Origin of the sequence: Staphylococcus sp. Marseille-Q1834 (genome assembly GCF_916858875.1) — a bacterium.
GTDB classification, from domain to species: domain Bacteria; phylum Bacillota; class Bacilli; order Staphylococcales; family Staphylococcaceae; genus Staphylococcus; species Staphylococcus pragensis.
The window spans coordinates 596,482-620,131 of sequence record NZ_CAKASN010000002.1; the positions used below are offsets into that span (position 1 = coordinate 596,482).

Sequence of the window (23,650 nt, forward strand, 5' to 3'; positions counted from 1 at the left end):
TTTTGTATTATCAAGATATTTTATTTTTAATCTAGTTTCTCTGGGTTGTAGAATTGACGATTTTCCATACCAAAAATACGTTCTGTAAATTGCCCTTTTTCTGTTTTCTTGAAAGCTTTTTCAAACATGTTCATTTTTGCATCAATATTATCGATGAAGAATAAAATTTCCGCTTCTTTTAAATGTGGTAATTTAGGAGAACCGAATTCCATTTTACCGTGATGCGCTAAAATCATGTGACGTAACAACATGACTTCTTCGCTTTCTATGCCAAGTTCTTTAGCAGCTTCGGCTACTTCATCACTTGCGATTGAAATATGACCAAGTAAATTACCTTCAACGGTATATGTCGTCGCTACAGGACCGCTTAGTTCTCTCACTTTTCCTAAATCATGTAAGATGATAGAACTATAAAGTAAACTACGATTTAATAATGGATAAATATCACATAGTGATTTAGCGATTCGTAACATTGTTAAAACATGATAGCTTAAGCCACTCGCAAAATTATGATGATGTGAACTTGCTGCAGGATAAGTGAAAAATCTGTCTTGATATTTTTTTAATAAGTGACGTGTAATACGTTGTAAAGTCGCATTTTCAATATCTAATATATAATGTGAAATTTCTTCTTGTAATTCAGCTGGTGTTAAAGGTGCACCATCAATAAAATCTTGCGCTTTAAATCCTTCTTCAGGTTTAGCCAATCTAATTTGATTGATTTTCATTTGTTTGCGTCCTCGGTAATTAATAACATCACCTTTAACCCAAACAATTTCTTCAGGTTTCAAAATTTGCATTTCTTCTTTTGTAACTGTCCACAGTTTTGATTCTATATCGCCACTTTTATCTTGTAAGAAAAGCGTCATATAATCTTTTCCCTGAGCAGTAACGCCTTGTGTTGCTCTATGAATCATGAAGAAATTTTCAACTGAATCTCCTGGATTTAATTTCTCTACGTTTCTCATCGTTTACCGCCTTCCTCTATTTTATTTAATATCAGCATTTCTTTAGAAGGAATCGTAGTATCTTTTGTGCATGTGAAGTAAAGCACTTGATAATCATATGCTAACTCTCTTAAATAGTTTAACATCATTGATTTTCTTTGTTTATCAAAATGTACGAACGCATCATCTATTATGATTGGGAATGGATAATATGGTCGTAATACTTTGATTAAACTAATTCTTAACGCTATATATAATAATTCTTTTGTTGATTGACTTAATTCTAATGGATGGTACATCTGTCCATTATGATGTTTGACCATGATTGAATCATTTTCGTAAGTAATCAAATTATAATTATCATTTGTTAAAGATTTAAAGATAGTAATGGCTTCATTTATTACTTGTGGTAAACGTTTATCTTTAATTTGCTTAATGTGCTCATTTACTAGCGCTTCTAAATAACTTAAACTAGCCCAGTCTTTAGCGATGGAGTTCATTTTATTTTTTAAACTATGATAGTTATGACGTAGTTCTGATAACGTCTTATCTGTTTCCATTTGATTAATTTGTGCAGTTAATTCGCTTACTTCCATTTGTTTCCCTAAATACTGATCATTATAATCATCTACTTGTTGCGCTAACAACTGATCTTCATCTTCCACTTGAACCGTTGTTTTACTACTTAAAATAGAGCTATCCTCATAAGAAAAGTGGTGATTTTCTAAATAAGTAGTTAAATCATTAAAACGCGCTAAATTTTGTTGATACTGTTGATATTGCTCATAATGTTGATAATAATCTGTTTCATTATCTACATTAATGAAGTTAAACAATGATTGAAGTGTTTCGTCATTTTCAGTTAATCTAAGTTTTAACTGTTTTATTTCATTTCCTAATAATTGAAGTTGATTTTGCAATTGATTTTTCTTTTCTTTATTTGCTTCGTAGGTAGAAAGCCACTTTTTCATGTCATTAAATAAAGATATTTTATTAAAGTGAGTTAACTCATGAGCAATTTGGTTTTGCGCTTTTTCATAAAATGAAACTAATTTTTGATTTAATTCATCTCTTTGTTTAATTAAATCTTTCAGATGATTATCGTTTGTCTTTAATTGATTCATTGTAGTGAAACTACCAATTAATAACTCATCAGTCATTTTTTCAGGTAATTTAATATCAGTCTTAACTTCTTGTAAATTGCTAGATATCTCATTCAAGTCCTTATTTGTTTTATCTAATAACTTTTGCTGATGTGCTGATTTATTAATTAAGACATTTTTACTTTTAGTAGCGTTATTCCAACGTTCACGAAGATGATATTGTTGATCTAAATCAAAGTTTAAATCATAATTTGCTTCTAATTCTTTTATTTGTTGTTCTAAGTTACTAATTTCATCACTAAACGTTTCACTATAATCCACGTCTTTTGATTTCGTCATGAATATGCCAACGACAAATAATATTGTAAGAATAGTAAAGATGATTCCAAATATCATATTGGCTGTAATAAATGAAAAGATAGTTAATCCTAAACCAATTAAGCTTAAAACAATAAAACTAACTCTTAACCACCAATTACGTTTATTCTTTCTTTCTTTTTCATTTTCAAATGTTTCTTTTAATTTGTTGTATAAATTTTCTTTTTCATGAAGTTCTAATTTTTGTTGATTATATTCTTTTTTCTTTTCAAGTGACGTTTCGGAAACTAATTCTTTTTCTAGCGTTGTAATCTCTTTAGCATTCGCTTGTTGTTCGATTTTAATTTCGTCAATGATTCTTTCAATTTGTTGTTTCTGACTTTCTTGCTCGTTACGTTCTTTAATTTTTTGGCTCACATAGTTCTTCATTGCTTCAGACGTATCTGTTTCATGATGGACATCTTGCCAGCCTAAATTTGTTTTTAGTGTTTGTTGTTCTCTTTGAGAGTCATCGATCTCTTTATTCAGTGATGCAACTTTTAATTCATTTTGTTGAATAGCACTTTCTTCTTGAGATAAACGATAGAAATTGTTAACTGCTTCTTCTGTTGGAAGTTCAATTTCATTAAAGTCTCTTTCAACTTTCTTTAATCTCTCTTCTTGTATACTGATGTCTTTTTCTAATGATTGCTTATAACGGGCAGCCGTTTCGTATCGTTCAATCCCTTTTTCAGGGAATTTAAGTGGCTCGATATTTAACTTTTGTTCTAAACTTTTCCACTCTTGTGCTTGCGGATGAATAGCGAGTTCTTTTTGTTTATTTTCATGCATTTTAGATAATTGAGTTAAATTATCTTTAAGATGCGTTAAATGACGTTGAGATTTATCTCTATCATCTATTAAACGATGATACTCGTTTAACTTCGCTTCTTCATTTCTAATTTGTAATTCTATCTGTTTTAAATCTTCAATTTGTTGATTTAAAATCGGATTCTTCCCTGCTTTTTTATAAAGTGTAGCTTTCTTTTGGGCAATCATATTTCCCATTGAAGTGAATTCAGATGAACCAAGCGCACCTGCTTCTAATAGATAATTTTGTAATTGCTTTTCATCCATATTGCGATGTATATCTTGTAAACCTAAAACATTAAAAGAAAATATGCCTTGATATGTTTTTTTAGAAATATGATTTAGTTTCTTCTTCAACCATGCTTCATCACGAATAAGTTCATTTTCAAGATAAACTTTAACGTCCCCTTGCGCACTTCCTTTAATACGTTCAACAACTACTTCGGATTTATCATCAAAGATGAGTGTAAGTTTCCCACCATATTGATTACCCATACGAGGTTCTAGACGTGGTTCTTTCTCTTTTTTCGTTGGAAATCCAAATAATATTGAATGGATAAATGCTTGAATAGTAGATTTACCTGCCTCATTTTCACCATAAATTTCAGTAAATGAATCGTTAAAAGTAATCTTTCGTTCTACAAATTTACCATATCCATAGATTTCAAGTGATTTAATGATCATAGTTATCACCTCGCATGTCTTCTTTCAATAATTTCTCAGCTCGATTAACTAACTCAACTTTATCGAAATTAGTATAATCATCTAAATATTTGGAAGCTCTAGGATTTAAATATAGTTCAGTCATCGCTTCTTCGAATAACTTAGTGTCATCAATTAATTCTTTTGAGAATTCTCGAACAAGTGGCGCGTCTTCGTTTTGAATATAATTAAATATTAAATCTTCAATGACTATAAAGTGATTCTCATTTTCTTCATACTCATCAATCATAGCTTTGATTTGGCTAATATCTTGAGGTGATATCGCTTTTTCGCTATCTATATCTAAAGTCAGTCTATAGAATGCTTTCCCTTGAGAACGCACACTATCTTTGAATTGTTGTACTACTTCATAGATGCCTTGTTTATTCGTTTTATCCGTCTCAATTGTAGCTGTATCGAAACGAATAGATTGTGTAGGAATAAATTTCGTTGTAAGTTTTAGGCTATCCCCTTCAACAAGCAAACAACCTTTTTCTCCTTGCTCTCCAAAATGTCTACCTTGAATATTACCTGAATAATGAATTGGCGGCATATCGCTTAATTCTTGACGTTCATGAATATGGCCCAGTGCCCAATAATGATAAAGTTTACTTTTTAAGTCTTCTAAAATAAATTCTGTGTAGCGATTTTCAGCACTTGATTTACTATATGTGCCATGAAGCATACCAATATGAATGCCGTTAGCACCTTGGCTAGATGGATATTCATCAATTTTATTTTCATAACTTGCATTATTTTGATAACTAAAACCATGTATATTAATTGTTTCGCCATCTTTAGTTATCGCTTGATATGTTTCAACTCTATTTGAAAAGACAGATACATTATTAGGCCAATCATCTGTAATTCTTTCAGTTAATGGGTCATGATTCCCATGGACTATGTATACAAAGATTTGTTCTTTTTCTAAACGTTTAAATTGTTCTTTTAAGAATACTTCAGCACGTAAAGTACGATTCTCTTGATCAAATAAGTCTCCTACAATAAGTAAAAAATCTACTTCTTCTTTAAGAGCAATGTCTACGATATTTTTAAAACTTTCATAAGCACTATTTTGCACATCTTCAAAAATCTTTGGCGCTAAATGGCTTTTAGATTTGAAAGGACTATCAAGGTGCAAATCCGCACAGTGAATAAATTTAATCATCAGTTTAGGCTCCTTAGTATTAGGATTAGATGTCTCTATTATGTATTTATATATTTTATCATATCTTATTTTATTTGGGTCGATGAACATTAAACATTAAAAAAAGCTACAAGACTTTCTATAAGTAGAAAGTTTTGTAGCTTTAGACTGACAATTACTCTATCAGTCTTTATATAAACATTTCATTATCTAAAACCTAAGCTATTAATTAGTCAGCGTAGATTTCATCTAAAGGTTTTACGATAATTTGATTAATTTCTTGGAATACTTGGCTCATTTTTTGTTCAGCTTGCATTAATTCAGAAATATTTTCATCTTTTTCAATTGCTTGAGCTTGTTCTTGAGCTTTAGCTAAATCTTCCTCAGGAATTTCTTCACCTTGCATTTGTTTTTGTTGGAAGTTTAATTGAGTTTCGCGGAACTCATCAAATAATTTTTTAGATTCTTCATTGTCTTTAACTTTAGAGAAAGCATCTTTAATTGCTTTGTATTCATCGCTATCTCTTAAAGCTTGTTCTAAATTGTTTGCGTAATCATATAAATTTACTGCCATGTCTATATTGCACTCCTTCGTGTAATGATGTTTTAACAACTCTTTATTACCATAACATATTATGGTTCGTTAGACAAAGATTGCGACTAGACCTTGGAAGAAACCAATAATTCCTCCTAAAATAAAGCCTAATGACATAATTAATTTAAGTTCTTTATTCGCAATCTCAATAATTAAACGTTCAATATAATCCAAATCAAATGTATTAATTTGGTCTTCTACTAATTTACGTAAATTAATTTTTTCCATAATTGTTGAAACATGTTTTGACGCTTGTTCAACAACTAAATTTGTAATTTTATTAGCAATTTCTACTTCTAAATAATTAATAAATTGAGGTGCCAAATCGCTAAATGGCGTATTTACTTTATCATTTAAATTTAAATAAGATGTTAGCCATTGAGTTGTAGACTCAGATATTTTTGAAAATTGCTCTTCTTTTACCACTTGTCCTAAAGATTGATTTTTTAGTGTTTCATACTCATTATGAATGACTTGATCAATAATGCCTTTCGCCTTAGGATGACTTGTTAAACGTATTAATTCATGTTGTATTCTGTCGGCAATGCTCTCTTTAGTCATAAACATTTGTAACAGACCAACAATTTTTCCTTTTTCAGCAAAAAATGTATCTAACATATCGTAAATATCGCGAGCGCCTTTGTCTGAAGATAAATAGATACGTGCTCTTTCACATAATAAATCACCGACGTTCTCCATCTTATCATCAATCATTGAAATAGCTTCTTGAGGTAAAATCTCTGCGATAGGTACATGGCGATGCTCTTGATAATATTGATTTAGTTTATTAGAAATTGTGTCATCTAATTTATCATTAATTAGATAATCGATATCAATATCAAAATTATGTGCAAAATTTCGAATCGTCGCATCATCACGTCTAAGTTTAGAAATTTGTTCAACAACAAATTCATTAATCGTTGCTCTTGTATTAGGTTCATTTAATTTATTATGAATAACGGACTCGGTAATGAGATGTTCTTCGATGACTTGCCCAATCTTAGTCGCAATTTCATCTCTACGTTTAGGAATAAGCCCTGGCGTAAATGGAATACGCATTTTAAAGATGTAATGAGGCTTATAGGGGTGAAATAACATGCGAATCGCAATTACATTGGTCACGCCACCAATGACCGCCCCCACTACAATCATAAAAAGTATTACTAAAAAAGCTTGCATTGGTTATTCTCCTTATTGTGTTATAACATTAAGCAAATTATATCATGCACTGTCTAAAATCTCATGACTGAATAGCTAAAATAAGTTAATTGTAATTTGCTTATAACTATTTCTTCAATGTATCTAAAAAGACGAATTTATTGCACATTCACAACAAATCCGTCTCAACATTCTAATTTATTATTTAAAATAGTGATTAAATCATTAATAGATTCTTCTATCACTTTATTAATCTGTTTACACTTTACTAGACGTGCATTAATTCTTCTTTAGCATTTCTGTTAAAGTAAGTTTCAGCTTCTCTTAATTTCGCTGTACCAAAGATGGGTTGTTTCTCAGAGTTAAGTACTCTATAGATATTGCTTACTTTATTGCTTTGTAAGATGAAACCATTACGAGTCTCGATTGTATTCCAATAAATATCACTAGTTGTAGAATGGTTAGGGTATGCACAGTGATTACGTGAGATTGTTTGTACAATTTCAAGTGGGTCACAACCGAACGTATTATTTAATACGTCAGAATCTCTAAATAATGCACAAATTGATACGCAAGTTGTCCAGTTAGGTAACACGCGTTCTTTCTCGATTTGAACTAATGTTTTCTTTGAAAGGCCAATTGTTTGAGCCATAGTATCTTGCGTATAGCCCGCTTCAATTCTTACCATTTTAAATTTTGTTTGAATTAAATCTGTAAAACTCTGTCTATCCATATTTTGTTCTCTACCTTTCTAATAGGGGTTATATTCTCCGGACGCAAGAAATTGCAATAATACACATTTCTTGAAACACAAATTACATCTTAATATATTTTCAATAAAATGAAAAGAGGAATTTTTGTTTTTACATACAATTTTATTAAAGGCAAAATTGTCAAAATAATTAAACAAGTTTAATAAATCATTTATTTTTAAAAGAAATTGTTTTGCAATATTAATTTTTAATACCTTAAAGATCTTATTTTGAATAAATTTTTATATTCTCTAGTTAAATGAGTTTATTTTCAATTGCATAAATTGCTGCTTGGGTACGATCTGTTACTTCTAATTTATTGAAAATATGACTTACATGCGTTTTAATTGTTTTTTCTGAAACAAATAATGTAGAGGCAATTTCTTTATTCGTTTTACCTTTAACCATTTCACGCAATACTTCAATTTCTCTCTTTGATAACTTGTTATTAAAATGCGGTTTCTGAGACATAGAAGCCATGACGTTTTTTGCTTCAGGATGAATCACCTTTTCATCATTCAACACTTGTAAAATAGTATTAATTAATTTCTGTGGTTCGACGTCTTTCATTTCATAACCATCTGCACCCTTACTAAGTGCTGACATTACATGCTCATCATCTACGTAGCTTGTTAATACGAGTACTTTTATTTCTGGATAATGTTTTTTAACGTATTCTGTCACTTCAATGCCATTCATTCCAGGCATGACTAAATCTAATAAAATAATATCTGGTAAAGCATTCTCTTTTAAATCATCTATGAAACTTTGACCATCTGCAAAACTAGCTTGAACTTCTAAGTCCTCTACTGTAGACAGTAAAAATTCTAATCCTTGTCTTACAATATGATGATCATCGATTAAAATTACCTTTGCCAAATGTTAAACTCCTTCCCCTACTTTGTTAATGGAATATCAAATTGGATATTTGTACCTTCATTAATCTCTGAATGAATATGTAAGTGTCCTTTTAACAAATGAATTCTTTGATTTAAGTTCTTCAAACCTTGTGATTGATGACTACTATGTGCTTTAGTATCAAATCCAATACCTTTATCTTTAATTTCAACGTATAACGTATCATGTTGTTGTTTTATAGTTACATAGATAGTATTTGTATGGGCATGTTTTTTCGCATTATTCATTGCTTCTTGTATCATTCTATAAACATGCTCTTCTATTGTATTAGACAAATCAATTAGTCCGTCAATTTCAATATTCAAATTTATACCTAATACTTTTGCATAATTTCTTAGGGCATGCACTAAACCATGTTCAAGTCCTACAGGTTTCAATTGCCATATTAATGAACGCATTTCATTCACGGCATTTTGACTCGTTTCTTCAATAGTTTTAAATGCCCGCTTTGCTATGTCATCTGACGTAATATCGTGTGCAGCATGGGCAGTTAATTTCAATGAAAAGAGCATTTGATTCACAGAATCGTGTAAATCTCGAGCTAAGCGGTTACGTTCATTAATACGCGCCGCTTCTTTCTCCTGATCAGTTAAGTAAATTCGCTTGATTGCTGATCCTATTTGTAATGCGACTGATTCAAGCAGTTCCAAATCTTCTTCACTATATTCAGAAGTATGAGGGGTCGCCACATTTAATAAGCCATATTGTTCATCACCTGAACGGAGTGGTACTGTTGCGTGATGTGTAATATCATCTGTTGCTTCTTGATATGCTTGAGCTGCTTTATTAATTCTTGAACAGTTGATAATATTTGATGCTTTCGTCAATCTTTGGTTATGATATGCTTTTACACACCAGCATGAACCTTCTGACATGTATTGACAGTTATTAGCTTGTAAAGCACCAGGAAGATAAACGTCTGCTACTAACTCATGTTTTCCTTCATCATTAATAAAGAAGATCCATCCTGTAGTGAAATTACTGCCTTGTATTAAACATTTCAATGCACCGTTCATCATACTATAGAGCTCTGTTTCTTCATTAAGATATTCCGCAATTTCTTTTAATAGCGCTAAACGAGTTGGTTTTTCCATCTTATTCGCTCCAATTAAATTCTTATTAGCATTATATCATTATACCGTGTGTTTTTATTTTTTTAAATTTTTAAAATGGACGCTACGTGTTGGGGTAGCATTTTCAAAAAATGAATAATTAATATCAATTTCATTCAGAGAGCTATCATTCGCAACGCCTAATACAACGAAGATATGATATGATAAATGCGTACTTAATAGGAGGATTCTATGAAATTTAAAATACCTGAGACTTATAATGATTTCACTTTAAGAGAAATCTTTCAAACGTTGAAATTACCAAAAAAAGACTTACATCAACTTAATATGTCTAAAGAAATTACAGTTAATGATGCGCCCGCTAAACTGACATCTAAAGTATCTACTGGAGACAATGTTTACATTCCTACGCCTGAAGAGAAAAGTAATTATTTACCAAGTTATCGATATGCGCAAGTTAGCTATGAGGATGATGATTTAGCGATTGTAATGAAACCTAAAGGGGTTAAAACGCATCCTAATGATTTAAAAGAGAGCAATACATTAATGAACCACGTGATTTATACGGTTGATAGTGACTATGTCGAGCCTATTCATCGATTAGACCAAGAGACAGTTGGTTTACTAATTGTGGCTAAAAATCCATTAATGAAGAAGATTTTAGATCGTATGTTGGAAGATAATGAAATTACGCGAATTTATAAAGCGAATGTAAAAGCGCTATTACCTCTAAAACCTCAAACAATTGATATGCCAATTGGTAAAGATAAATTCCATCCGAATAAACGTCGTATTTCAAATACAGGTCAACGCGCTATCACGCATATTTTATCTTCTGAGATGGTTAAAGAAGGCGTATGTCAATTAGATATTAAACTTGATACTGGTCGTACTCATCAAATTCGCGTGCACTTAGCTGAGATTGGTCACCCTGTAATTGGAGATCCACTTTATGGAGATTCCACACTAAGACAATTGGAACTTAAAAGTTATCAAATAGAGTTTAAACACCCACTTACTCAAGAACTCATTTCAGTTAGTTTAGATGATATTTAAACTAAGTATAGATATAAAAAAGGGGAGTGGTACAGAAATTAAGTAAATTTCGTCGTCCAACCCCAGCTTGCTTTATTAGTGAAATTTCTTAATGAAATTCTCTGTGCTGGGGCCCCGCTCCCCGGCAAGGATGACTAGATTTGAAAAAAGCTTGATTTAAGCGCATTTTCAAACCAGTCAGCTACTGCCAATATATATTAGCAAAGGCTGAGACATTTTAATTTGTCTCAGCCTCCTTAATTTTTATTCAATTAATGAGGATCAACCATATCTTCAGGTTTAATCCATTCTTCAAATTGTTCTTCAGTAACATAACCAGAATCAATTGCAGATTCTTTTAATGTTAATCCTTCTTTGTGTGCTTTTTTAGCAATTTGAGCTGCTTTTTCATAACCGATATGTGGGTTTAAAGCAGTAACAAGCATTAATGATTGATTTAAGTAATTATCAATATTTTCTTCAATTGGTTCGATACCTACTGCACAATTATCATTAAATGTTTGCATACCATCAGCTAATAAGTAAATTGATTGTAATGTATTATGCAGAATAACTGGTTTGAATACATTTAATTCAAAGTTACCTTGTGAGCTAGCAAAGCCAACTACACTATCGTTACCCATTACTTGTACTGCTACCATTGTTAACATTTCACATTGTGTTGGGTTTACTTTACCAGGCATGATTGATGAACCTGGTTCATTTTCAGGGATAGAGATTTCAGCAAGTCCAGCTCTAGGTCCTGAAGCTAACCATCTCACATCGTTAGCAATCTTCATTAAATCAGCAGCTAATGCTTTTAATGTACCATGTAATTGCACTACTTCATCATGAGATGTTAAAGCATGGAATTTATTCTCAGATGACACAAAGTCATATCCAGTATTCTCAGAGATAAATTTTGCTACTTTATCACCAAATTCAGGATGCGCATTAATTCCTGTACCTACCGCTGTACCACCGATTGCTAAGTTTAGAATATGTTTTTTAGATTCAGATAATAATTCTTCACATTTATCTAACATATAGCGCCAACCACTAATTTCTTGGCCTAATCTAATTGGTGTCGCATCTTGTAAATGTGTACGTCCAATCTTAATAATAGATTGGAATTTATCTTCTTTTTCTTTAAAAGTATCGCGTAAATGTTTTAAAGCAGGTTCTAATTTAGTTTCTACTTCATGATATAACGCAACGTGCATTGCTGTTGGGAATGTATCATTAGAACTTTGTGATTTATTCACATCGTCATTAGGATGAATAGATTCATCACTACCATGTTCTTTTAAATATTCATTAGCCACATAACTGACTACTTCGTTGACATTCATGTTACTTTGTGTGCCACTTCCTGTTTGCCATACGACTAATGGGAAATGTTCATCTAATTCACCTTTTAAAATTAAATCACATGCGTGAACGATAGCATCTTTTTTAATGTCGCTTAATTTACCAAGCTCATGGTTAGCTAGCGCTGCGCCCCTTTTCAATTGAGCAAAACCGTATACAACTTCAATTGGCATACGCTCTTTACCTACTGGGAAATTGCGTTTACTTCTCTCAGTTTGAGCGCCCCAATATTTATCTGCTGGTACTTCAATTTCTCCAAAAGTATCATGTTCAATTCTTACTGACATTTGATGATCTCCCCTTATATGCTTATTTAACTTAAGTATAGCATTAATTAAATTCAATGAGCAATGAACAACTAAAACGGTTTCATAATGAAAAAACCACTTGAATCAGTTTCAAGTGGTGAGAACTTTATTCAGTTATTCATATTTGATTTTTACAGCTTGTACGACCGCTATAGCGCTTAAAATATATAAGATAACACTTAATACTAAAGTAACCGGACTTAGTGTAATTAATACACCTAAAAAGCCTGATAATCCTTGATAAAAATCGTTTAATGTATACATTAGAATTGCAGTGACAAGTATACAACATATTACACTTATGATTACGCCTGTCTGATTACTTTTAATAAAAGGTTTTGCCGTAACATCATCAATTAATCCTTCAGATAAGTTTAATTGTAATTGTACGATTTTGAATAAAATAGGCAAGTATAACGTTCCTAAGGCAATAGGAAATCCTTTTATTGATAATAGACTCACGATAATCGTTGCAATTGTAATGTGTAGCCAATATTTATGCAACATCGATATTGCTCCTCATCTCTTTTATTAATACATATTTTACCATATAAAATGTGTTGCTTTTGTGTAAATTAAAAAAGCGAGCCAGAAGTCACTTAGTAACTAAAATGAATTCTTTGACCCGCTTCAACTTACTTTACTTTGTTTATAATATTATATAGAGATATGCCTCTTTTTTAACTCAAGATTAATCTAAATCAGAGCGAACATCTGAATCATGTGATTGACTAAATTTCTCTTCATCATTTTCCTCAGAAATTTGCTCCATTTCTTTACCTAATTCCTTTAAATCATCTAAGTCTTGAACCATTGCATTCTCTTCTTCATGATAATTCAATTCTGTTTCTTTTTTATCAGACATCATTTAAACCTCACTTATAGATTTATGCAAAATGAGCAGTAAAGTATTCTTTAACGTCTTCAGGTAAACCTTCAGCAGCAGCTCTATCTAATACTACTGTTACCATACGATGTACTTTTAAATCTGCTGGTTCGAAGCTTGATTTACCATTTTCCTCATATAATTTTTTAACAAACTCGCGTTTACTTCCGCCAGTGATAACTAATACTACTTCACGTGCTTTCATTAAGCCTTGTCTAATATTTACATTTAAGCTACCTTTTTCATCAATAGAAGTCACTTGTAAAATAAGCTTACCTTTGTTTTCTTTAGTTTTAATTTTGTCATCAATAAGAGATGCTGCATCATCGTCTAAGTTAATAGGATAAATTTGACTTGATGGTACACCTAATGCTTCATAAAAAGAACGGTTTTCATCATAATCTAAAATGTTGATTTGACTGAAATCTACAGGATTACGATCTACATCTTTTTTTAATTCATCTAATACTGGTGCAGTTTCTCTATCTAAATGTAGCCCTGCAATAGTTGTAGGATTGTTGTTAAATTGCTTTCTAATGATGTCCGCTGTGAATTGTGCTACTTGGTCAACATCATTAAATACTTTAAAGTTCATTGCCATTGTTATTACACTCCTCTTGAATCTCATTTGTCTTAAAAAAACGGTATTATATAATAAAATACCCTTATGACAAGTGAATCAAACTAATTTAAAATGTTATAATAATTCACTAATAAATATAACATTTTTTATTGTATAAATGCATTTAAATATGAATGAGTTTATCGTTTTACTTATAATAAGCCTGGGAAATTTTGCTGGCGAAGCGCTTCATAAATCAATAAAGCTGCAGTATTAGATAAGTTTAATGAACGAATATTTTCACTCATTGGAATTCTTAATGCTGTATCTGCGTATTTTTCTTTAACCCAGTCAGGTAAGCCTGTTGTTTCTCTTCCGAAAATAAAAAATAAATCAGTATTTGGTTTATTAAAATTAAAATCGCTGTAAGTTTGCTTACCAAATTTTGTTAAAAGATAATATTCTCCCTCAGTCACTTCAAAAAATTCTTCAATACTTTCATGATACGTTATATTCACATGCTCCCAGTAGTCTAATCCAGCACGTTTTAACATTTTATCATCTGTACTAAAGCCTAAAGGTTTGATTAAATGTAGATTTGTATTTGACCCCGCACAAGTACGTGCTATGTTTCCTGTATTTGCAGGTATTTCAGGTTGAAATAATACGATATGATTTGTCATTTATTGTTTCCTCATTTCTAGTCCTTTTAACATTTCAACTTGAACTTCTTCTAGTTCGTCATCGTAATGTTCTTGTATAAATTCACGAGCCGCTTCACCAAGAATTTGTCCAATTGCCCAATAAGCTGTTCCCCTAATCATAGGTCTTGGATCATTCATAGCAACTTCTTTTAATTCTGGTATAGCAGTTTCTTCATTAAAGTGAGCCAAAGCTATTATAGCATTTCTTTGGATGGGCTTTTTTCCTCTCCAAGCGCCTGCTAGGTGCCCATAAGTATTTTTAAATTCTTTATTACTCATTTGTAATAATGGCACTAAACGTGGTTTTAGTATTTCTGGTTCTAAAACGATATCATCATGAGTAGTATTAATACCTCTATTTTTAGGACAAACTTGTTGGCAAGTATCACAACCATATAAACGGTTACCAATTTTATAACGATATTCATCTTGTAAATAACCTTTAGTTTGCGTAAGAAAACTAATACATTTTTGTGCATTTAATTGACCATTACCAACTAATGCACCAGTCGGACAACGGTCCACACAAATCGTGCAATCACCACAACTATCTAATACTGGGTCATCAGGTTCAAATGGAATACTAACTAACATTTCTCCCAAATATGTCCACGTACCTAAATCAGGGTTGATAATAAATCCGTTACGACCAGCAAAGCCTAACCCAGCTCGTTCCGCCACTGCTCTATCAGAAAGCACGCCTGTGTCCACCATACTTTTAATTTCTACATCTGGCACTTTAGATATTATAAACTCAGCTAATTTATCTAATCGCTTCTTCATAATTGTATGATAATCTTGACCCCATGAGGCACGCGCAAACATACCTCTTCTGTCTCCTCTTACACTTTTAGGAGCACCTTTTAATTTATTAGGGTAACCGACTGCAATAGCAATGATAGAGCGCGCAGTTGGCAGACTTAATTTAGGTTCCGTACGTAAAGCGATATCAGATTCTTCAAACCCTGAAGCATAGCCTTTCGCATGATAATCCTCTAACTTTTGTTTTAGTTCATCAAATGGATCTGCAGTTGTAAAACCGATGCTATCAATTCCAATAGTATAAGCATAGTCAATTATTTCTTTTTTTAGCTGCTTATAATCCACTAAATCTTCCTCCTATAAAAAATATCCATAGGACATTGTAACACAAAGGGATATTTAAAGATGCAAGATTTATCTCAATAAAAAAGAGCGGAACAGAAATCATTAAGATTTCATAATTCCGACTCCATTCTTAAAATCTTATTTAAAGGTAGTGACTACTTATAACACTCTAGCGAGGAAGTTCTGAGTTCTTTCATGTTTAGGGCTATTAAAGATATGTTGAGGGGTGCCACTTTCGACAACATAGCCATCAGCCATAAATACTACTCTATCACTTACATCTTTAGCAAATCCCATCTCATGCGTCACAACTACCATCGTCATACCTTCTTTAGCAAGTTCTTTCATTACTTTAAGCACCTCGTAAACAACTTCTGGATCAAGTGCTGAAGTTGGTTCATCAAATAAAATGACGTCAGGATGCATAGCTAATGCTCTTGCAATTGCTACCCTTTGTTTTTGACCACCTGACAATTGAGCAGGATACACCTCTGCTTTTTCTTCTAAACCGACTTTTTTGAGTAGTGCTTTCCCTTCTTTTTTCAAATTTCCTAAGTTATCTTTTTTTAGTAATTTAGGCGCAAGTATCACATTTTCTAGTACTGTTTTGTGTGGAAATAAATTGAAATTTTGAAAAACCATACCCATTTTCTGGCGTAACGTATCCAAATTCGTACTTTTTTGCGTTAATTCATTACCTTCAAAAATGACCTTTCCATTCGAAGGTGTTTCAAGTAAATTCATACATCTTAATAATGTACTTTTACCACTTCCTGAAGGCCCTATAATAGCGATTACTTCACCTTTATGTACTTCTAAATTGATGTCTTTTAACACTTCATTTTTCCCGAAAGATTTATTTAAATTCTGAACTTTAATCACTGGCTTTCATTCTCCCTTCAATTAAACTCATTATTCTTGATAAAGAGAAAGTTAATACAAAATATAATACTGCTGCAATAATTAATGGTGTAAATGGATCGAATGAAATACCTTGAACAACTTGAGCGTTAAACATTATTTCACTTACACCAATTGTTGAAACAATTGATGATTCTTTAATTAATGTTACGAATTCATTACCAAGCGCTGGTAAAACATTCTTTACTGCTTGAGGTAAAATAATGTGGAGCATCGTTTTAGAATAGTTCAATCCTAAGCATTGTGCTGCCTCTGTTTGTCCTTTATCTACAGCATTAATACCAGCTCTGAAAATTTCTGCAATATAGGCTGAGGAGTTAATAACTAACGCTATTGTTCCACATATTAATGCTGAAACATCTAATCCTAATACAGCTGTAGTACCAAAGAACACTAAAAATACTTGAACAAGTATTGGAGTACCTCTAAGGAATTCAACATATACAGAAGCTATCCATGATAATAATTTAAATTTACTTAATTTCGCTAAAGCTATTAAGGCACCAATTATCGCTCCAAAGATCACTCCAATAAAAGAAATTAAAATTGTATTTTTTATTCCTTTAATAAAGAAAGCACCATATTTACTAAAGAAATTCCCATCATCTTGCATTTCTTTTGCTGCTTTATCCATATATTGATCAATCATCTTTTTATCTTTAACTTCTTTAATTGTTTTATTGATATGTTCTAATAAAAGTGGTGAATTTTTAGGAACTGCAATCACTGTGTCTTTTTTAGCCTCATTAAAATCAGCATTATCAATTACTAAATCCTCATTTTGTTTTGCATAAGCTTCAGCTACTGGTTTTTCAACAACCAAGCCTTCTACTTTTTTACTTTTTAAAGCTAAAATAGCATCCGGCAAGCGGTTTAACAAACTTAAATCAACATTCTCAATTTCTTGTTGCGCTATCTTTTCTTGTTCAGTACCTTTTTGCGCTGCAACTTTTTTATTAGCAAAATCTTTTAATGAACGGTATGTATCTTTATCACTTTTTCTAATTAATACCACATTACTTGACTCCATATAAGAATCAGAGAAGTCTACTTCTTTTTTTCTTTCTGGTGTTGATGTCATACCAGAAATAATAATATCTATTTTTCCAGTTTTTAAAGCACCTAATAAACTATCAAATTGCATATTCACAATTTTTAGTTTTAGATGATTATCGTCAGCTATTTTTTTGGCTAACTCTATATCAACACCTGCATAAACACTTTTGCCATTGACTGTTTTTTCGAATTCAAGTGGTGCATAATCAGCTGATAGACCCACTTTCAATTCTCCACTTTGCTTAATTTTTTCCCACTTAGCATCTTCATCAGCGTGAGCTATTGGTTCTATGTATATTAAAGTCATACTAATTAAGATTGCTATGATGATTAACTTAGAAATATATTTCATAGGCAACCTCCTTTTGGTTTTAAATTATTATACATATTAACGAATTATTATGCAATATTAATTTTAAAAAAATAAAGCACTTATCTCGTAAAGTTAAGATAAGCGCTTTATTATTAATGTTATTGTTTAGGTATTTCAAAACGATAAATACTATCTGTATATGATGGTATTAATTTTTTGCATATTTCATGTATAATGAACGCACTTACGAAAGGAATAATTAGATATCCAAAAGTTAATAGGATGATATTCATTGTAATATTACCAGGCATACGGTTTAACGCGTTGATAGGGCCTACTAGTCCAGTGTAGCCAAATCCTGCTGATAACGGCGTACCCTTGATACCAATTGCGTATGCAAGAATACCTCCTATAATACCGTTTAAAGCTAAAGGTATAGCTATGATGAGATGCTTGAAATAAACAGGAATCATCATTTTAGCAGCACCAATAAATAGTACAATATTTACACCAATTGAATTGACGCGTAGTGATCCAAAGAAGAAGGTCACACAAGCCGCTACAATACCCATATTAGCTGCCCCACTACCTAATCCTGAAAGTCCAATTGCAGTAGCGATAGCAACTAAAGATATTGGTGTAACCATTAATAAAGCATATGTAACACTTATCAATATAGTCATTAACAATGGATTTAGTTCAGTAAATGAATTAATCATATGACCAAGTGCTTTAGTAATAGTCTGTACATAAGGGAGTGTTAATAATCCAATCAGTCCACTTACTACTGGAATTAATACAGGTAATATAATCATTTCAAATGAACCTAATTTACCTTGTAAAAGTAAATAAAAAGCACATGCAATAATCACAACTATAATTGTGTTAATAATATCGCCTATACCTTTCAATGCAATGCCATTCGCACTAAACTGTATCGCGCCAGAACCTAACATTGCTGATACACCAACCATACTTGCACCAGCCCCACTGAAACGAAATTGATGCGCAGCTAATATACCAATAATAAATGCCATAAATGACTGAATCACAGTCACAATTTGAAATATTACTTCTAATGTGGGATGACCCTCTTTAAAAAACTTTAAAAGTTCCCCTAATAGAGCATTAGGTAATAATGCTATAACTACCCCTGCCCCAACCGCATTCAAAATATTGCTAAAAAAATATTTCATAGTCAAACGTTGTTTATTCATAGTAGCCTCCGTTTCCAAACATTAGCTTTATATTAGTACATTATCCATTTATAAACAATATAAATTAAAGACTTTTATTGATTCATTATTGAAATGTTGAGGTTTTAATTACGATTTTTGGACCCCATTTTTACAAATAATTGTTTCGGGGTCCATTCGGGGCCTTTTTTATTAGTTTTATATGGTGTCTAATAAAAAAGAACCCCCTATAAATCAAGGTTTCTAGTGTGTAAAAGTGTTTTAGTGATATAACTCTAAAAGATAATAAGAAAGCAGTACATATAATTGAAAATATATAACCTCCAGTGACTATAATTGTCATCTCAAAATCTTTCAGTGACCAGTCAGTGGCCAAAAAAGGCTCTATAATAAATTGGACTGATGACTAAAAATCATCAGTCAAATTTTTATGTTTTGAATACAAAAATAGCGCAATTACCTCTATAATTATTAGCTACCACACCAAATAAAAAAGAAAGGTAATGCGCCTATGTGTAAGTCTATATTAAATACATTAAGAATTAAAGATAAAAATCTAAATTTTTCAGATGAAGTGACTGAGAAAAAATATAAAGGACGAAAGAGTTTGTTTTACTATGCAGAGCTTACTTATCAACCTACACATTGTGAAAACTGTTTAACTAAAAACGAAAATTTCTCTATAGTGAAAAATGGGAAGAAAACTTCAACGATTACTTTACTTAAAATTATGGAAATACCTGCTTATTTAAAGCTTCAAAAACAAAGATTTTATTGTAAAACATGTGATAGTTATTTTACTGCTAAATCTAATATTGTCGACGATTATTGTTTTATTTCTAACAAAACAAAACTTGCAGTTTTAGATAAAGCACAAGAATACCGCTCTCAAAAATCTATCGCTAAGTCATGCTTAGTATCATCAATGACTGTATCTAGAGTGATTAATCAAGCGGCAAGCGACGTAGGTCAGTCTTCTTTTGATGCTTTACCTGAACACTTAATGATGGACGAATTTAAAAGTGTTAAAAATGTAATTGGAAAAATGAGTTTTATTTATGCAGATGCTGTATCACACCGCATCGTAGATGTGGTAGCGGATCGTAAGTTAAAATCGCTGAAAGATCATTTTTATCGTTATTCTTTGAAACTAAGACAAAAAGTCAAAACTGTAACGATTGATATGTATGAACCCTATATGTCGCTAATCAAACAATTATTTCCTAATGCGAAGATTATTATTGATCGTTTCCATATTGTTCAATCTTTAAATCGAGCGTTAAATATGTCTAGAGTTCATATAATGAATTGTTATAGAACCTCTAATAGACCGCTTTACAATAAATATAAAAGTTATTGGAAACTATTTCTTAAACCTTTTGAAACGCTAGAGGCATTTAATTATCGTAAAGTCCGTTTATTTAAAGAGTGGAAAACCGAAAAAGGAATTATGAATTACTTATTAAGTGTAGACGTTGAATTATTTAATACATATCACTACGTTCATGAGCTAAGACGATTATTAAAAGAAAACCAAATAGAGAAATTTACTCATAAACTCTTTTCTATTCATCTTTCAGATGTGTGTCCTAGATTACGTCCAGTCATTAGAACTTTAAGAAGATTAACAGCTTTCATTGAAAACTCCATGATATATTCTAACCTGACCAACGGTCCGTTAGAAGGAATTAATAATAAAATCAAACTCATTAAAAGGGTATCTTTTGGTTATAGAAATTATGATAATTTACGTAATCGAATTATTATAACTTCGCGACTATTTGCCTCAACAACAAAAAAAGAGATTAAACAACCTAAGGTTGCTTAATCTCAATATTAGGACTCATCAGTCCGATTTGACGTAGAGCCCCAAAAAATAGTTTCTAAACGTGTCTAAAAGCATAAAAAAAGAGTGAAAACGTTGATTTAACAACATTTTCACTCTAAAAATTCCTAAAAGAATTTAAATAAATACCGGCGGTCGGGGTCGAACCGACACTCCAATGAAGGAACGGGATTTTGAGTCCCGCGCGTCTGCCAATTCCGCCACGCCGGCACAATTTAGATAAATAAAAAACTTCCATCTGGAAGCAATATATGGAGCGGAAGATAGGACTTGCACCTATATCTCGTTCCGGGAAGGAACGTATTCTAAAAATTGAAATACTCCCGCGCTATATTAAATTATGGAGCGGAAGATAGGACTTGCACCTATATCTCATTCCGGGAAGGAATGTATTCTAAAAGTTGAAATACTCCCGCATTATATTAAATGGAGCGGAAGATAGGATTTGCACCTATATCTCGTTCCGGGAAAGAACGTATTCTAAGAGTTGAAATACTCCCGCATTATATTAAATGGAGCGGAAGATAGGACTTACACCTATATCTCATTCCGGGAAGGAATGTGTTCTAAAAGTTGAACTACTCCCGCATAGTAAGTTGGAGGCGGCAACCGGATTTGAACCGGTGATAAAGGTTTTGCAGACCTCTGCCTTACCACTTGGCTATGCCGCCAATAAAAAAACTGGGCTAGCTGGATTCGAACCAGCGCGTGACGGAGTCAAAGTCCGTTGCCTTACCGCTTGGCTATAGCCCATTAATATTATAAGGGCGGTTGAAGGGAATCGAACCCTCGAGTGTCGGAACCACAATCCGATGCGTTAACCACTTCGCCACAACCGCCATGGCAGGGACAGTAGGAATCGAACCCACATCAAAGGTTTTGGAGACCTCTATTCTACCGTTGAACTATGTCCCTATTAAATAGATGGTGGAGGGGGGCAGATTCGAACTGCCGAACCCGAAGGAGCGGATTTACAGTCCGCCGCGTTTAGCCACTTCGCTACCCCTCCATGAGATGGTGCCGGCCAGAGGACTTGAACCCCCAACCTACTGATTACAAGTCAGTTGCTCTACCAATTGAGCTAGGCCGGCAATCTAAAATGGTTCAGGACAGAGTCGAACTGCCGACACATGGAGCTTCAATCCATTGCTCTACCAACTGAGCTACTGAACCATAATAAGTAATGGCGGTCTCGACGGGAATCGAACCCGCGATCTCCTGCGTGACAGGCAGGCGTGTTAACCGCTACACTACGAGACCAATCTAAATTGCGGGAGGCGGATTTGAACCACCGACCTTCGGGTTATGAGCCCGACGAGCTACCGAACTGCTCCATCCCGCGATAATGAAAAATAAATGGCGGAGGAAGAGGGATTCGAACCCCCGCGGCCCGTTAAGGCCCTGTCGGTTTTCAAGACCGATCCCTTCAGCCGGACTTGGGTATTCCTCCACATTTTATAGGTAATTTGCTATTAAATTATTAGATGGCGGTCTCGACGGGAATCGAACCCGCGATCTCCTGCGTGACAGGCAGGCGTGTTAACCGCTACACTACGAGACCAAAAAGACGGAGGAAGAGGGATTCGAACCCCCGCGAGCCGTTAAGCCCCTGTCGGTTTTCAAGACCGATCCCTTCAGCCGGACTTGGGTATTCCTCCAAAATTATATGGACCTTGCAGGACTCGAACCTGCGACCGAACGGTTATGAGCCGTTAGCTCTAACCAACTGAGCTAAAGGTCCAAATTATAATTCTACAACTATTAATTAGTGGCGGTGGAGGGGATCGAACCCCCGACCTCACGGGTATGAACCGTACGCTCTAGCCAGCTGAGCTACACCGCCGTTATCTAGTTTGTAAATTTGAAATATGGTGGAGACTAGCGGGATCGAACCGCTGACCTCCTGCGTGCAAAGCAGGCGCTCTCCCAGCTGAGCTAAGCCCCCATATTTTATAAATAGTTCCTATCGGGAAGACAGGATTCGAACCTGCGACCCCTTGGTCCCAAACCAAGTGCTCTACCAAGCTGAGCTACTTCCCGTAAGAGAACGCGCCCGATAGGAGTCGAACCCATAACCTTTTGATCCGTAGTCAAACGCTCTATCCAATTGAGCTACGGGCGCAAAATAATAATGGTGCCGAGGACCGGAATCGAACCGGTACGGTGATCTCTCACCGCAGGATTTTAAGTCCTGTGCGTCTGCCAGTTCCGCCACCCCGGCACTATAAAATTAATGGAGCGGAAGACGGGATTCGAACCCGCGACCCCCACCTTGGCAAGGTGGTGTTCTACCACTGAACTACTTCCGCATATGCGGGTGAAGGGAGTCGAACCCCCACGCCGTAAGGCGCTAGATCCTAAGTCTAGTGCGTCTGCCAATTCCGCCACACCCGCGTATACATGTGAGCCATAGAGGATTCGAACCTCTGACCCTCTGATTAAAAGTCAGATGCTCTACCAACTGAGCTAATGGCTCTTAGATGGTGCCGGCCAGAGGACTTGAACCCCCAACCTACTGATTACAAGTCAGTTGCTCTACCAATTGAGCTAGGCCGGCTATTTAATTTGAATGGTGGAGAATGACGGGTTCGAACCGCCGACCCTCTGCTTGTAAGGCAGATGCTCTCCCAGCTGAGCTAATTCTCCATTCTTATAAGCCTGGCAACGTCCTACTCTAGCGGAACGTAAATCCAACTACCATCGGCGCTAAGGAGCTTAACTTCTGTGTTCGGCATGGGAACAGGTGTGACCTCCTTGCCATTGTCACCAGACAAGTGAATGAT

The 23,650-nt window shown here is 33.5% G+C and carries 19 protein-coding genes, 28 tRNA genes and 1 rRNA gene; 2 read left to right on the forward strand and 46 right to left on the reverse strand.

Going from position 1 to position 23,650, the window contains the following annotated elements:
• Positions 1-26: 26 nt before the first annotated feature.
• From yhaM to LIX58_RS12090, 8 genes are all read right to left on the reverse strand, one after another.
• Positions 27-968, reverse strand: coding sequence for a 3'-5' exoribonuclease YhaM (gene yhaM, locus LIX58_RS12055; protein ID WP_154838426.1), 942 nt, complete (start codon positions 966-968; stop codon positions 27-29).
• Complete coding sequence (locus LIX58_RS12060; RefSeq protein ID WP_226386354.1) at positions 965-3,901, reverse strand: ATP-binding protein; 2,937 nt, start codon at positions 3,899-3,901, stop codon at positions 965-967. Before LIX58_RS12060 ends, yhaM begins: the two co-directional genes overlap by 4 nt.
• On the reverse strand, positions 3,891-5,087 hold the full coding sequence (locus LIX58_RS12065; protein ID WP_154838424.1) for a metallophosphoesterase family protein: 1,197 nt from the start codon (positions 5,085-5,087) through the stop codon (positions 3,891-3,893). The genes LIX58_RS12060 and LIX58_RS12065 overlap by 11 nt, the downstream gene beginning before the upstream one ends.
• A 208-nt stretch (positions 5,088-5,295) precedes the next feature.
• Positions 5,296-5,640: a YlbF/YmcA family competence regulator gene (locus tag LIX58_RS12070; RefSeq protein ID WP_126566216.1), complete on the reverse strand. Its 345-nt coding sequence runs from the start codon at positions 5,638-5,640 to the stop codon at positions 5,296-5,298.
• Positions 5,641-5,709: 69 nt separating this feature from the next.
• The gene (locus LIX58_RS12075) at positions 5,710-6,840 is read right to left on the reverse strand and encodes a DUF445 domain-containing protein (RefSeq protein WP_226386355.1); all 1,131 of its coding nucleotides are present in this window, start codon (positions 6,838-6,840) and stop codon (positions 5,710-5,712) included.
• 247 nt (positions 6,841-7,087) lie between these two features.
• The gene (locus tag LIX58_RS12080) at positions 7,088-7,552 is read right to left on the reverse strand and encodes a helix-turn-helix transcriptional regulator (protein ID WP_103298845.1); all 465 of its coding nucleotides are present in this window, start codon (positions 7,550-7,552) and stop codon (positions 7,088-7,090) included.
• 274 nt (positions 7,553-7,826) lie between these two features.
• On the reverse strand, positions 7,827-8,450 hold the full coding sequence (locus LIX58_RS12085) for a response regulator (RefSeq protein WP_126566221.1): 624 nt from the start codon (positions 8,448-8,450) through the stop codon (positions 7,827-7,829).
• A gap of 17 nt (positions 8,451-8,467) precedes the next feature.
• A complete protein-coding gene (locus LIX58_RS12090; RefSeq protein ID WP_154838422.1) occupies positions 8,468-9,583 on the reverse strand; it encodes a GAF domain-containing sensor histidine kinase in 1,116 nt (371 codons plus the stop codon).
• Positions 9,584-9,793: 210 nt separating this feature from the next.
• Here LIX58_RS12090 and LIX58_RS12095 point away from each other — a divergent pair, with 210 nt between their 5' ends.
• Positions 9,794-10,618: an RluA family pseudouridine synthase gene (locus LIX58_RS12095; RefSeq protein WP_126566226.1), complete on the forward strand. Its 825-nt coding sequence runs from the start codon at positions 9,794-9,796 to the stop codon at positions 10,616-10,618.
• 251 nt (positions 10,619-10,869) lie between these two features.
• Here LIX58_RS12095 and fumC read toward each other — a convergent pair whose 3' ends face one another.
• The 9 genes from fumC to LIX58_RS12140 all read right to left on the reverse strand — a co-directional run bounded on the left by fumC (position 10,870) and on the right by LIX58_RS12140 (position 19,042).
• A complete protein-coding gene (fumC, locus tag LIX58_RS12100; protein WP_154838421.1) occupies positions 10,870-12,255 on the reverse strand; it encodes a class II fumarate hydratase in 1,386 nt (461 codons plus the stop codon).
• A gap of 135 nt (positions 12,256-12,390) precedes the next feature.
• Positions 12,391-12,783 (reverse strand): hypothetical protein, encoded by a 393-nt coding sequence (locus LIX58_RS12105; protein ID WP_126566231.1) that lies wholly within the window; start codon positions 12,781-12,783, stop codon positions 12,391-12,393.
• Between the two features lie 184 nt (positions 12,784-12,967).
• Positions 12,968-13,144: an SAS053 family DNA gyrase inhibitor gene (locus LIX58_RS12110; protein ID WP_371869263.1), complete on the reverse strand. Its 177-nt coding sequence runs from the start codon at positions 13,142-13,144 to the stop codon at positions 12,968-12,970.
• Positions 13,145-13,163: 19 nt separating this feature from the next.
• Positions 13,164-13,763: a 6-phosphogluconolactonase gene (locus LIX58_RS12115; protein ID WP_186805213.1), complete on the reverse strand. Its 600-nt coding sequence runs from the start codon at positions 13,761-13,763 to the stop codon at positions 13,164-13,166.
• A gap of 173 nt (positions 13,764-13,936) precedes the next feature.
• Positions 13,937-14,407 carry a tRNA (uridine(34)/cytosine(34)/5-carboxymethylaminomethyluridine(34)-2'-O)-methyltransferase TrmL gene (gene trmL / locus LIX58_RS12120; protein ID WP_154838420.1) on the reverse strand — a complete coding sequence of 157 codons (471 nt, stop codon included), beginning with the start codon at positions 14,405-14,407 and terminating at the stop codon, positions 13,937-13,939.
• The gene (gene queG, locus LIX58_RS12125) at positions 14,408-15,535 is read right to left on the reverse strand and encodes a tRNA epoxyqueuosine(34) reductase QueG (RefSeq protein WP_126566238.1); all 1,128 of its coding nucleotides are present in this window, start codon (positions 15,533-15,535) and stop codon (positions 14,408-14,410) included.
• Positions 15,536-15,694: 159 nt separating this feature from the next.
• Positions 15,695-16,417 carry an amino acid ABC transporter ATP-binding protein gene (locus LIX58_RS12130; RefSeq protein ID WP_126566240.1) on the reverse strand — a complete coding sequence of 241 codons (723 nt, stop codon included), beginning with the start codon at positions 16,415-16,417 and terminating at the stop codon, positions 15,695-15,697.
• Positions 16,410-17,864, reverse strand: coding sequence for an ABC transporter substrate-binding protein/permease (locus tag LIX58_RS12135; protein WP_154838419.1), 1,455 nt, complete (start codon positions 17,862-17,864; stop codon positions 16,410-16,412). The genes LIX58_RS12130 and LIX58_RS12135 overlap by 8 nt, the downstream gene beginning before the upstream one ends.
• A gap of 119 nt (positions 17,865-17,983) precedes the next feature.
• Complete coding sequence (locus LIX58_RS12140; RefSeq protein ID WP_154838418.1) at positions 17,984-19,042, reverse strand: PTS transporter subunit IIC; 1,059 nt, start codon at positions 19,040-19,042, stop codon at positions 17,984-17,986.
• 490 nt (positions 19,043-19,532) lie between these two features.
• Here LIX58_RS12140 and LIX58_RS12145 point away from each other — a divergent pair, with 490 nt between their 5' ends.
• Positions 19,533-20,849, forward strand: a complete 1,317-nt coding sequence (locus LIX58_RS12145; protein WP_226386171.1) for an ISL3 family transposase — start codon at positions 19,533-19,535, stop codon at positions 20,847-20,849.
• A gap of 144 nt (positions 20,850-20,993) precedes the next feature.
• On the opposite strand, the gene LIX58_RS12150 is transcribed toward LIX58_RS12145, so the two are convergent.
• From LIX58_RS12150 to rrf, 29 genes are all read right to left on the reverse strand, one after another.
• Positions 20,994-21,077: transfer RNA gene (locus LIX58_RS12150), tRNA-Leu, on the reverse strand.
• A 42-nt stretch (positions 21,078-21,119) separates the two neighbouring features.
• Positions 21,120-21,194: transfer RNA gene (locus tag LIX58_RS12155), tRNA-Gly, on the reverse strand.
• Between the two features lie 14 nt (positions 21,195-21,208).
• Positions 21,209-21,283: transfer RNA gene (locus LIX58_RS12160), tRNA-Gly, on the reverse strand.
• Between the two features lie 11 nt (positions 21,284-21,294).
• Positions 21,295-21,369, reverse strand: a tRNA-Gly gene (locus LIX58_RS12165).
• Between the two features lie 11 nt (positions 21,370-21,380).
• Positions 21,381-21,455, reverse strand: a tRNA-Gly gene (locus LIX58_RS12170).
• A 9-nt stretch (positions 21,456-21,464) separates the two neighbouring features.
• Positions 21,465-21,538 (reverse strand) — tRNA-Cys (locus LIX58_RS12175).
• A 10-nt stretch (positions 21,539-21,548) separates the two neighbouring features.
• Positions 21,549-21,620: transfer RNA gene (locus tag LIX58_RS12180), tRNA-Gln, on the reverse strand.
• A 13-nt stretch (positions 21,621-21,633) separates the two neighbouring features.
• A tRNA-His gene (locus LIX58_RS12185) sits at positions 21,634-21,706 on the reverse strand.
• A 2-nt stretch (positions 21,707-21,708) separates the two neighbouring features.
• Positions 21,709-21,782 (reverse strand) — tRNA-Trp (locus tag LIX58_RS12190).
• A gap of 10 nt (positions 21,783-21,792) precedes the next feature.
• Positions 21,793-21,876, reverse strand: a tRNA-Tyr gene (locus LIX58_RS12195).
• A 6-nt stretch (positions 21,877-21,882) separates the two neighbouring features.
• Positions 21,883-21,958, reverse strand: a tRNA-Thr gene (locus LIX58_RS12200).
• 9 nt (positions 21,959-21,967) lie between these two features.
• A tRNA-Phe gene (locus LIX58_RS12205) sits at positions 21,968-22,040 on the reverse strand.
• A gap of 11 nt (positions 22,041-22,051) precedes the next feature.
• Positions 22,052-22,127, reverse strand: a tRNA-Asp gene (locus LIX58_RS12210).
• 8 nt (positions 22,128-22,135) lie between these two features.
• Positions 22,136-22,209: transfer RNA gene (locus LIX58_RS12215), tRNA-Met, on the reverse strand.
• 15 nt (positions 22,210-22,224) lie between these two features.
• Positions 22,225-22,317: transfer RNA gene (locus LIX58_RS12220), tRNA-Ser, on the reverse strand.
• Positions 22,318-22,352: 35 nt separating this feature from the next.
• Positions 22,353-22,428: transfer RNA gene (locus LIX58_RS12225), tRNA-Asp, on the reverse strand.
• A 7-nt stretch (positions 22,429-22,435) separates the two neighbouring features.
• A tRNA-Ser gene (locus LIX58_RS12230) sits at positions 22,436-22,525 on the reverse strand.
• A 9-nt stretch (positions 22,526-22,534) separates the two neighbouring features.
• Positions 22,535-22,608 (reverse strand) — tRNA-Ile (locus tag LIX58_RS12235).
• A gap of 28 nt (positions 22,609-22,636) precedes the next feature.
• Positions 22,637-22,710, reverse strand: a tRNA-Met gene (locus tag LIX58_RS12240).
• Positions 22,711-22,736: 26 nt separating this feature from the next.
• Positions 22,737-22,812 (reverse strand) — tRNA-Ala (locus tag LIX58_RS12245).
• A 21-nt stretch (positions 22,813-22,833) separates the two neighbouring features.
• Positions 22,834-22,907, reverse strand: a tRNA-Pro gene (locus tag LIX58_RS12250).
• Between the two features lie 8 nt (positions 22,908-22,915).
• Positions 22,916-22,989, reverse strand: a tRNA-Arg gene (locus LIX58_RS12255).
• 10 nt (positions 22,990-22,999) lie between these two features.
• Positions 23,000-23,088, reverse strand: a tRNA-Leu gene (locus tag LIX58_RS12260).
• A gap of 13 nt (positions 23,089-23,101) precedes the next feature.
• Positions 23,102-23,176: transfer RNA gene (locus LIX58_RS12265), tRNA-Gly, on the reverse strand.
• A gap of 3 nt (positions 23,177-23,179) precedes the next feature.
• Positions 23,180-23,261: transfer RNA gene (locus tag LIX58_RS12270), tRNA-Leu, on the reverse strand.
• 9 nt (positions 23,262-23,270) lie between these two features.
• Positions 23,271-23,343: transfer RNA gene (locus tag LIX58_RS12275), tRNA-Lys, on the reverse strand.
• A 5-nt stretch (positions 23,344-23,348) separates the two neighbouring features.
• Positions 23,349-23,424: transfer RNA gene (locus tag LIX58_RS12280), tRNA-Thr, on the reverse strand.
• 13 nt (positions 23,425-23,437) lie between these two features.
• Positions 23,438-23,513 (reverse strand) — tRNA-Val (locus LIX58_RS12285).
• Positions 23,514-23,523: 10 nt separating this feature from the next.
• A 5S ribosomal RNA gene (gene rrf / locus LIX58_RS12290) occupies positions 23,524-23,638 on the reverse strand.
• Positions 23,639-23,650: the final 12 nt, after the last annotated feature.

What these genes read in the sequence shown, in the direction of transcription:
- LIX58_RS12090 (WP_154838422.1), bottom strand. Translation starts at nt 9,583, where the DNA reads ATGGAAAAACCAACTCGTTTAGCGCTATTAAAAGAAATTGCGGAATAT.
- LIX58_RS12145 (WP_226386171.1), top strand. Translation starts at nt 19,533, where the DNA reads ATGTGTAAGTCTATATTAAATACATTAAGAATTAAAGATAAAAATCTA.
- yhaM (WP_154838426.1), bottom strand. Translation starts at nt 968, where the DNA reads ATGAGAAACGTAGAGAAATTAAATCCAGGAGATTCAGTTGAAAATTTC.
- LIX58_RS12080 (WP_103298845.1), bottom strand. Translation starts at nt 7,552, where the DNA reads ATGGATAGACAGAGTTTTACAGATTTAATTCAAACAAAATTTAAAATG.
- trmL (WP_154838420.1), bottom strand. Translation starts at nt 14,407, where the DNA reads ATGACAAATCATATCGTATTATTTCAACCTGAAATACCTGCAAATACA.
- fumC (WP_154838421.1), bottom strand. Translation starts at nt 12,255, where the DNA reads ATGTCAGTAAGAATTGAACATGATACTTTTGGAGAAATTGAAGTACCA.
- LIX58_RS12070 (WP_126566216.1), bottom strand. Translation starts at nt 5,640, where the DNA reads ATGGCAGTAAATTTATATGATTACGCAAACAATTTAGAACAAGCTTTA.
- LIX58_RS12095 (WP_126566226.1), top strand. Translation starts at nt 9,794, where the DNA reads ATGAAATTTAAAATACCTGAGACTTATAATGATTTCACTTTAAGAGAA.
- LIX58_RS12105 (WP_126566231.1), bottom strand. Translation starts at nt 12,783, where the DNA reads ATGTTGCATAAATATTGGCTACACATTACAATTGCAACGATTATCGTG.
- LIX58_RS12135 (WP_154838419.1), bottom strand. Translation starts at nt 17,864, where the DNA reads ATGAAATATATTTCTAAGTTAATCATCATAGCAATCTTAATTAGTATG.
- LIX58_RS12065 (WP_154838424.1), bottom strand. Translation starts at nt 5,087, where the DNA reads ATGATTAAATTTATTCACTGTGCGGATTTGCACCTTGATAGTCCTTTC.
- LIX58_RS12060 (WP_226386354.1), bottom strand. Translation starts at nt 3,901, where the DNA reads ATGATCATTAAATCACTTGAAATCTATGGATATGGTAAATTTGTAGAA.
- LIX58_RS12110 (WP_371869263.1), bottom strand. Translation starts at nt 13,144, where the DNA reads ATGATGTCTGATAAAAAAGAAACAGAATTGAATTATCATGAAGAAGAG.
- LIX58_RS12140 (WP_154838418.1), bottom strand. Translation starts at nt 19,042, where the DNA reads ATGAATAAACAACGTTTGACTATGAAATATTTTTTTAGCAATATTTTG.
- LIX58_RS12115 (WP_186805213.1), bottom strand. Translation starts at nt 13,763, where the DNA reads ATGGCAATGAACTTTAAAGTATTTAATGATGTTGACCAAGTAGCACAA.
- LIX58_RS12075 (WP_226386355.1), bottom strand. Translation starts at nt 6,840, where the DNA reads ATGCAAGCTTTTTTAGTAATACTTTTTATGATTGTAGTGGGGGCGGTC.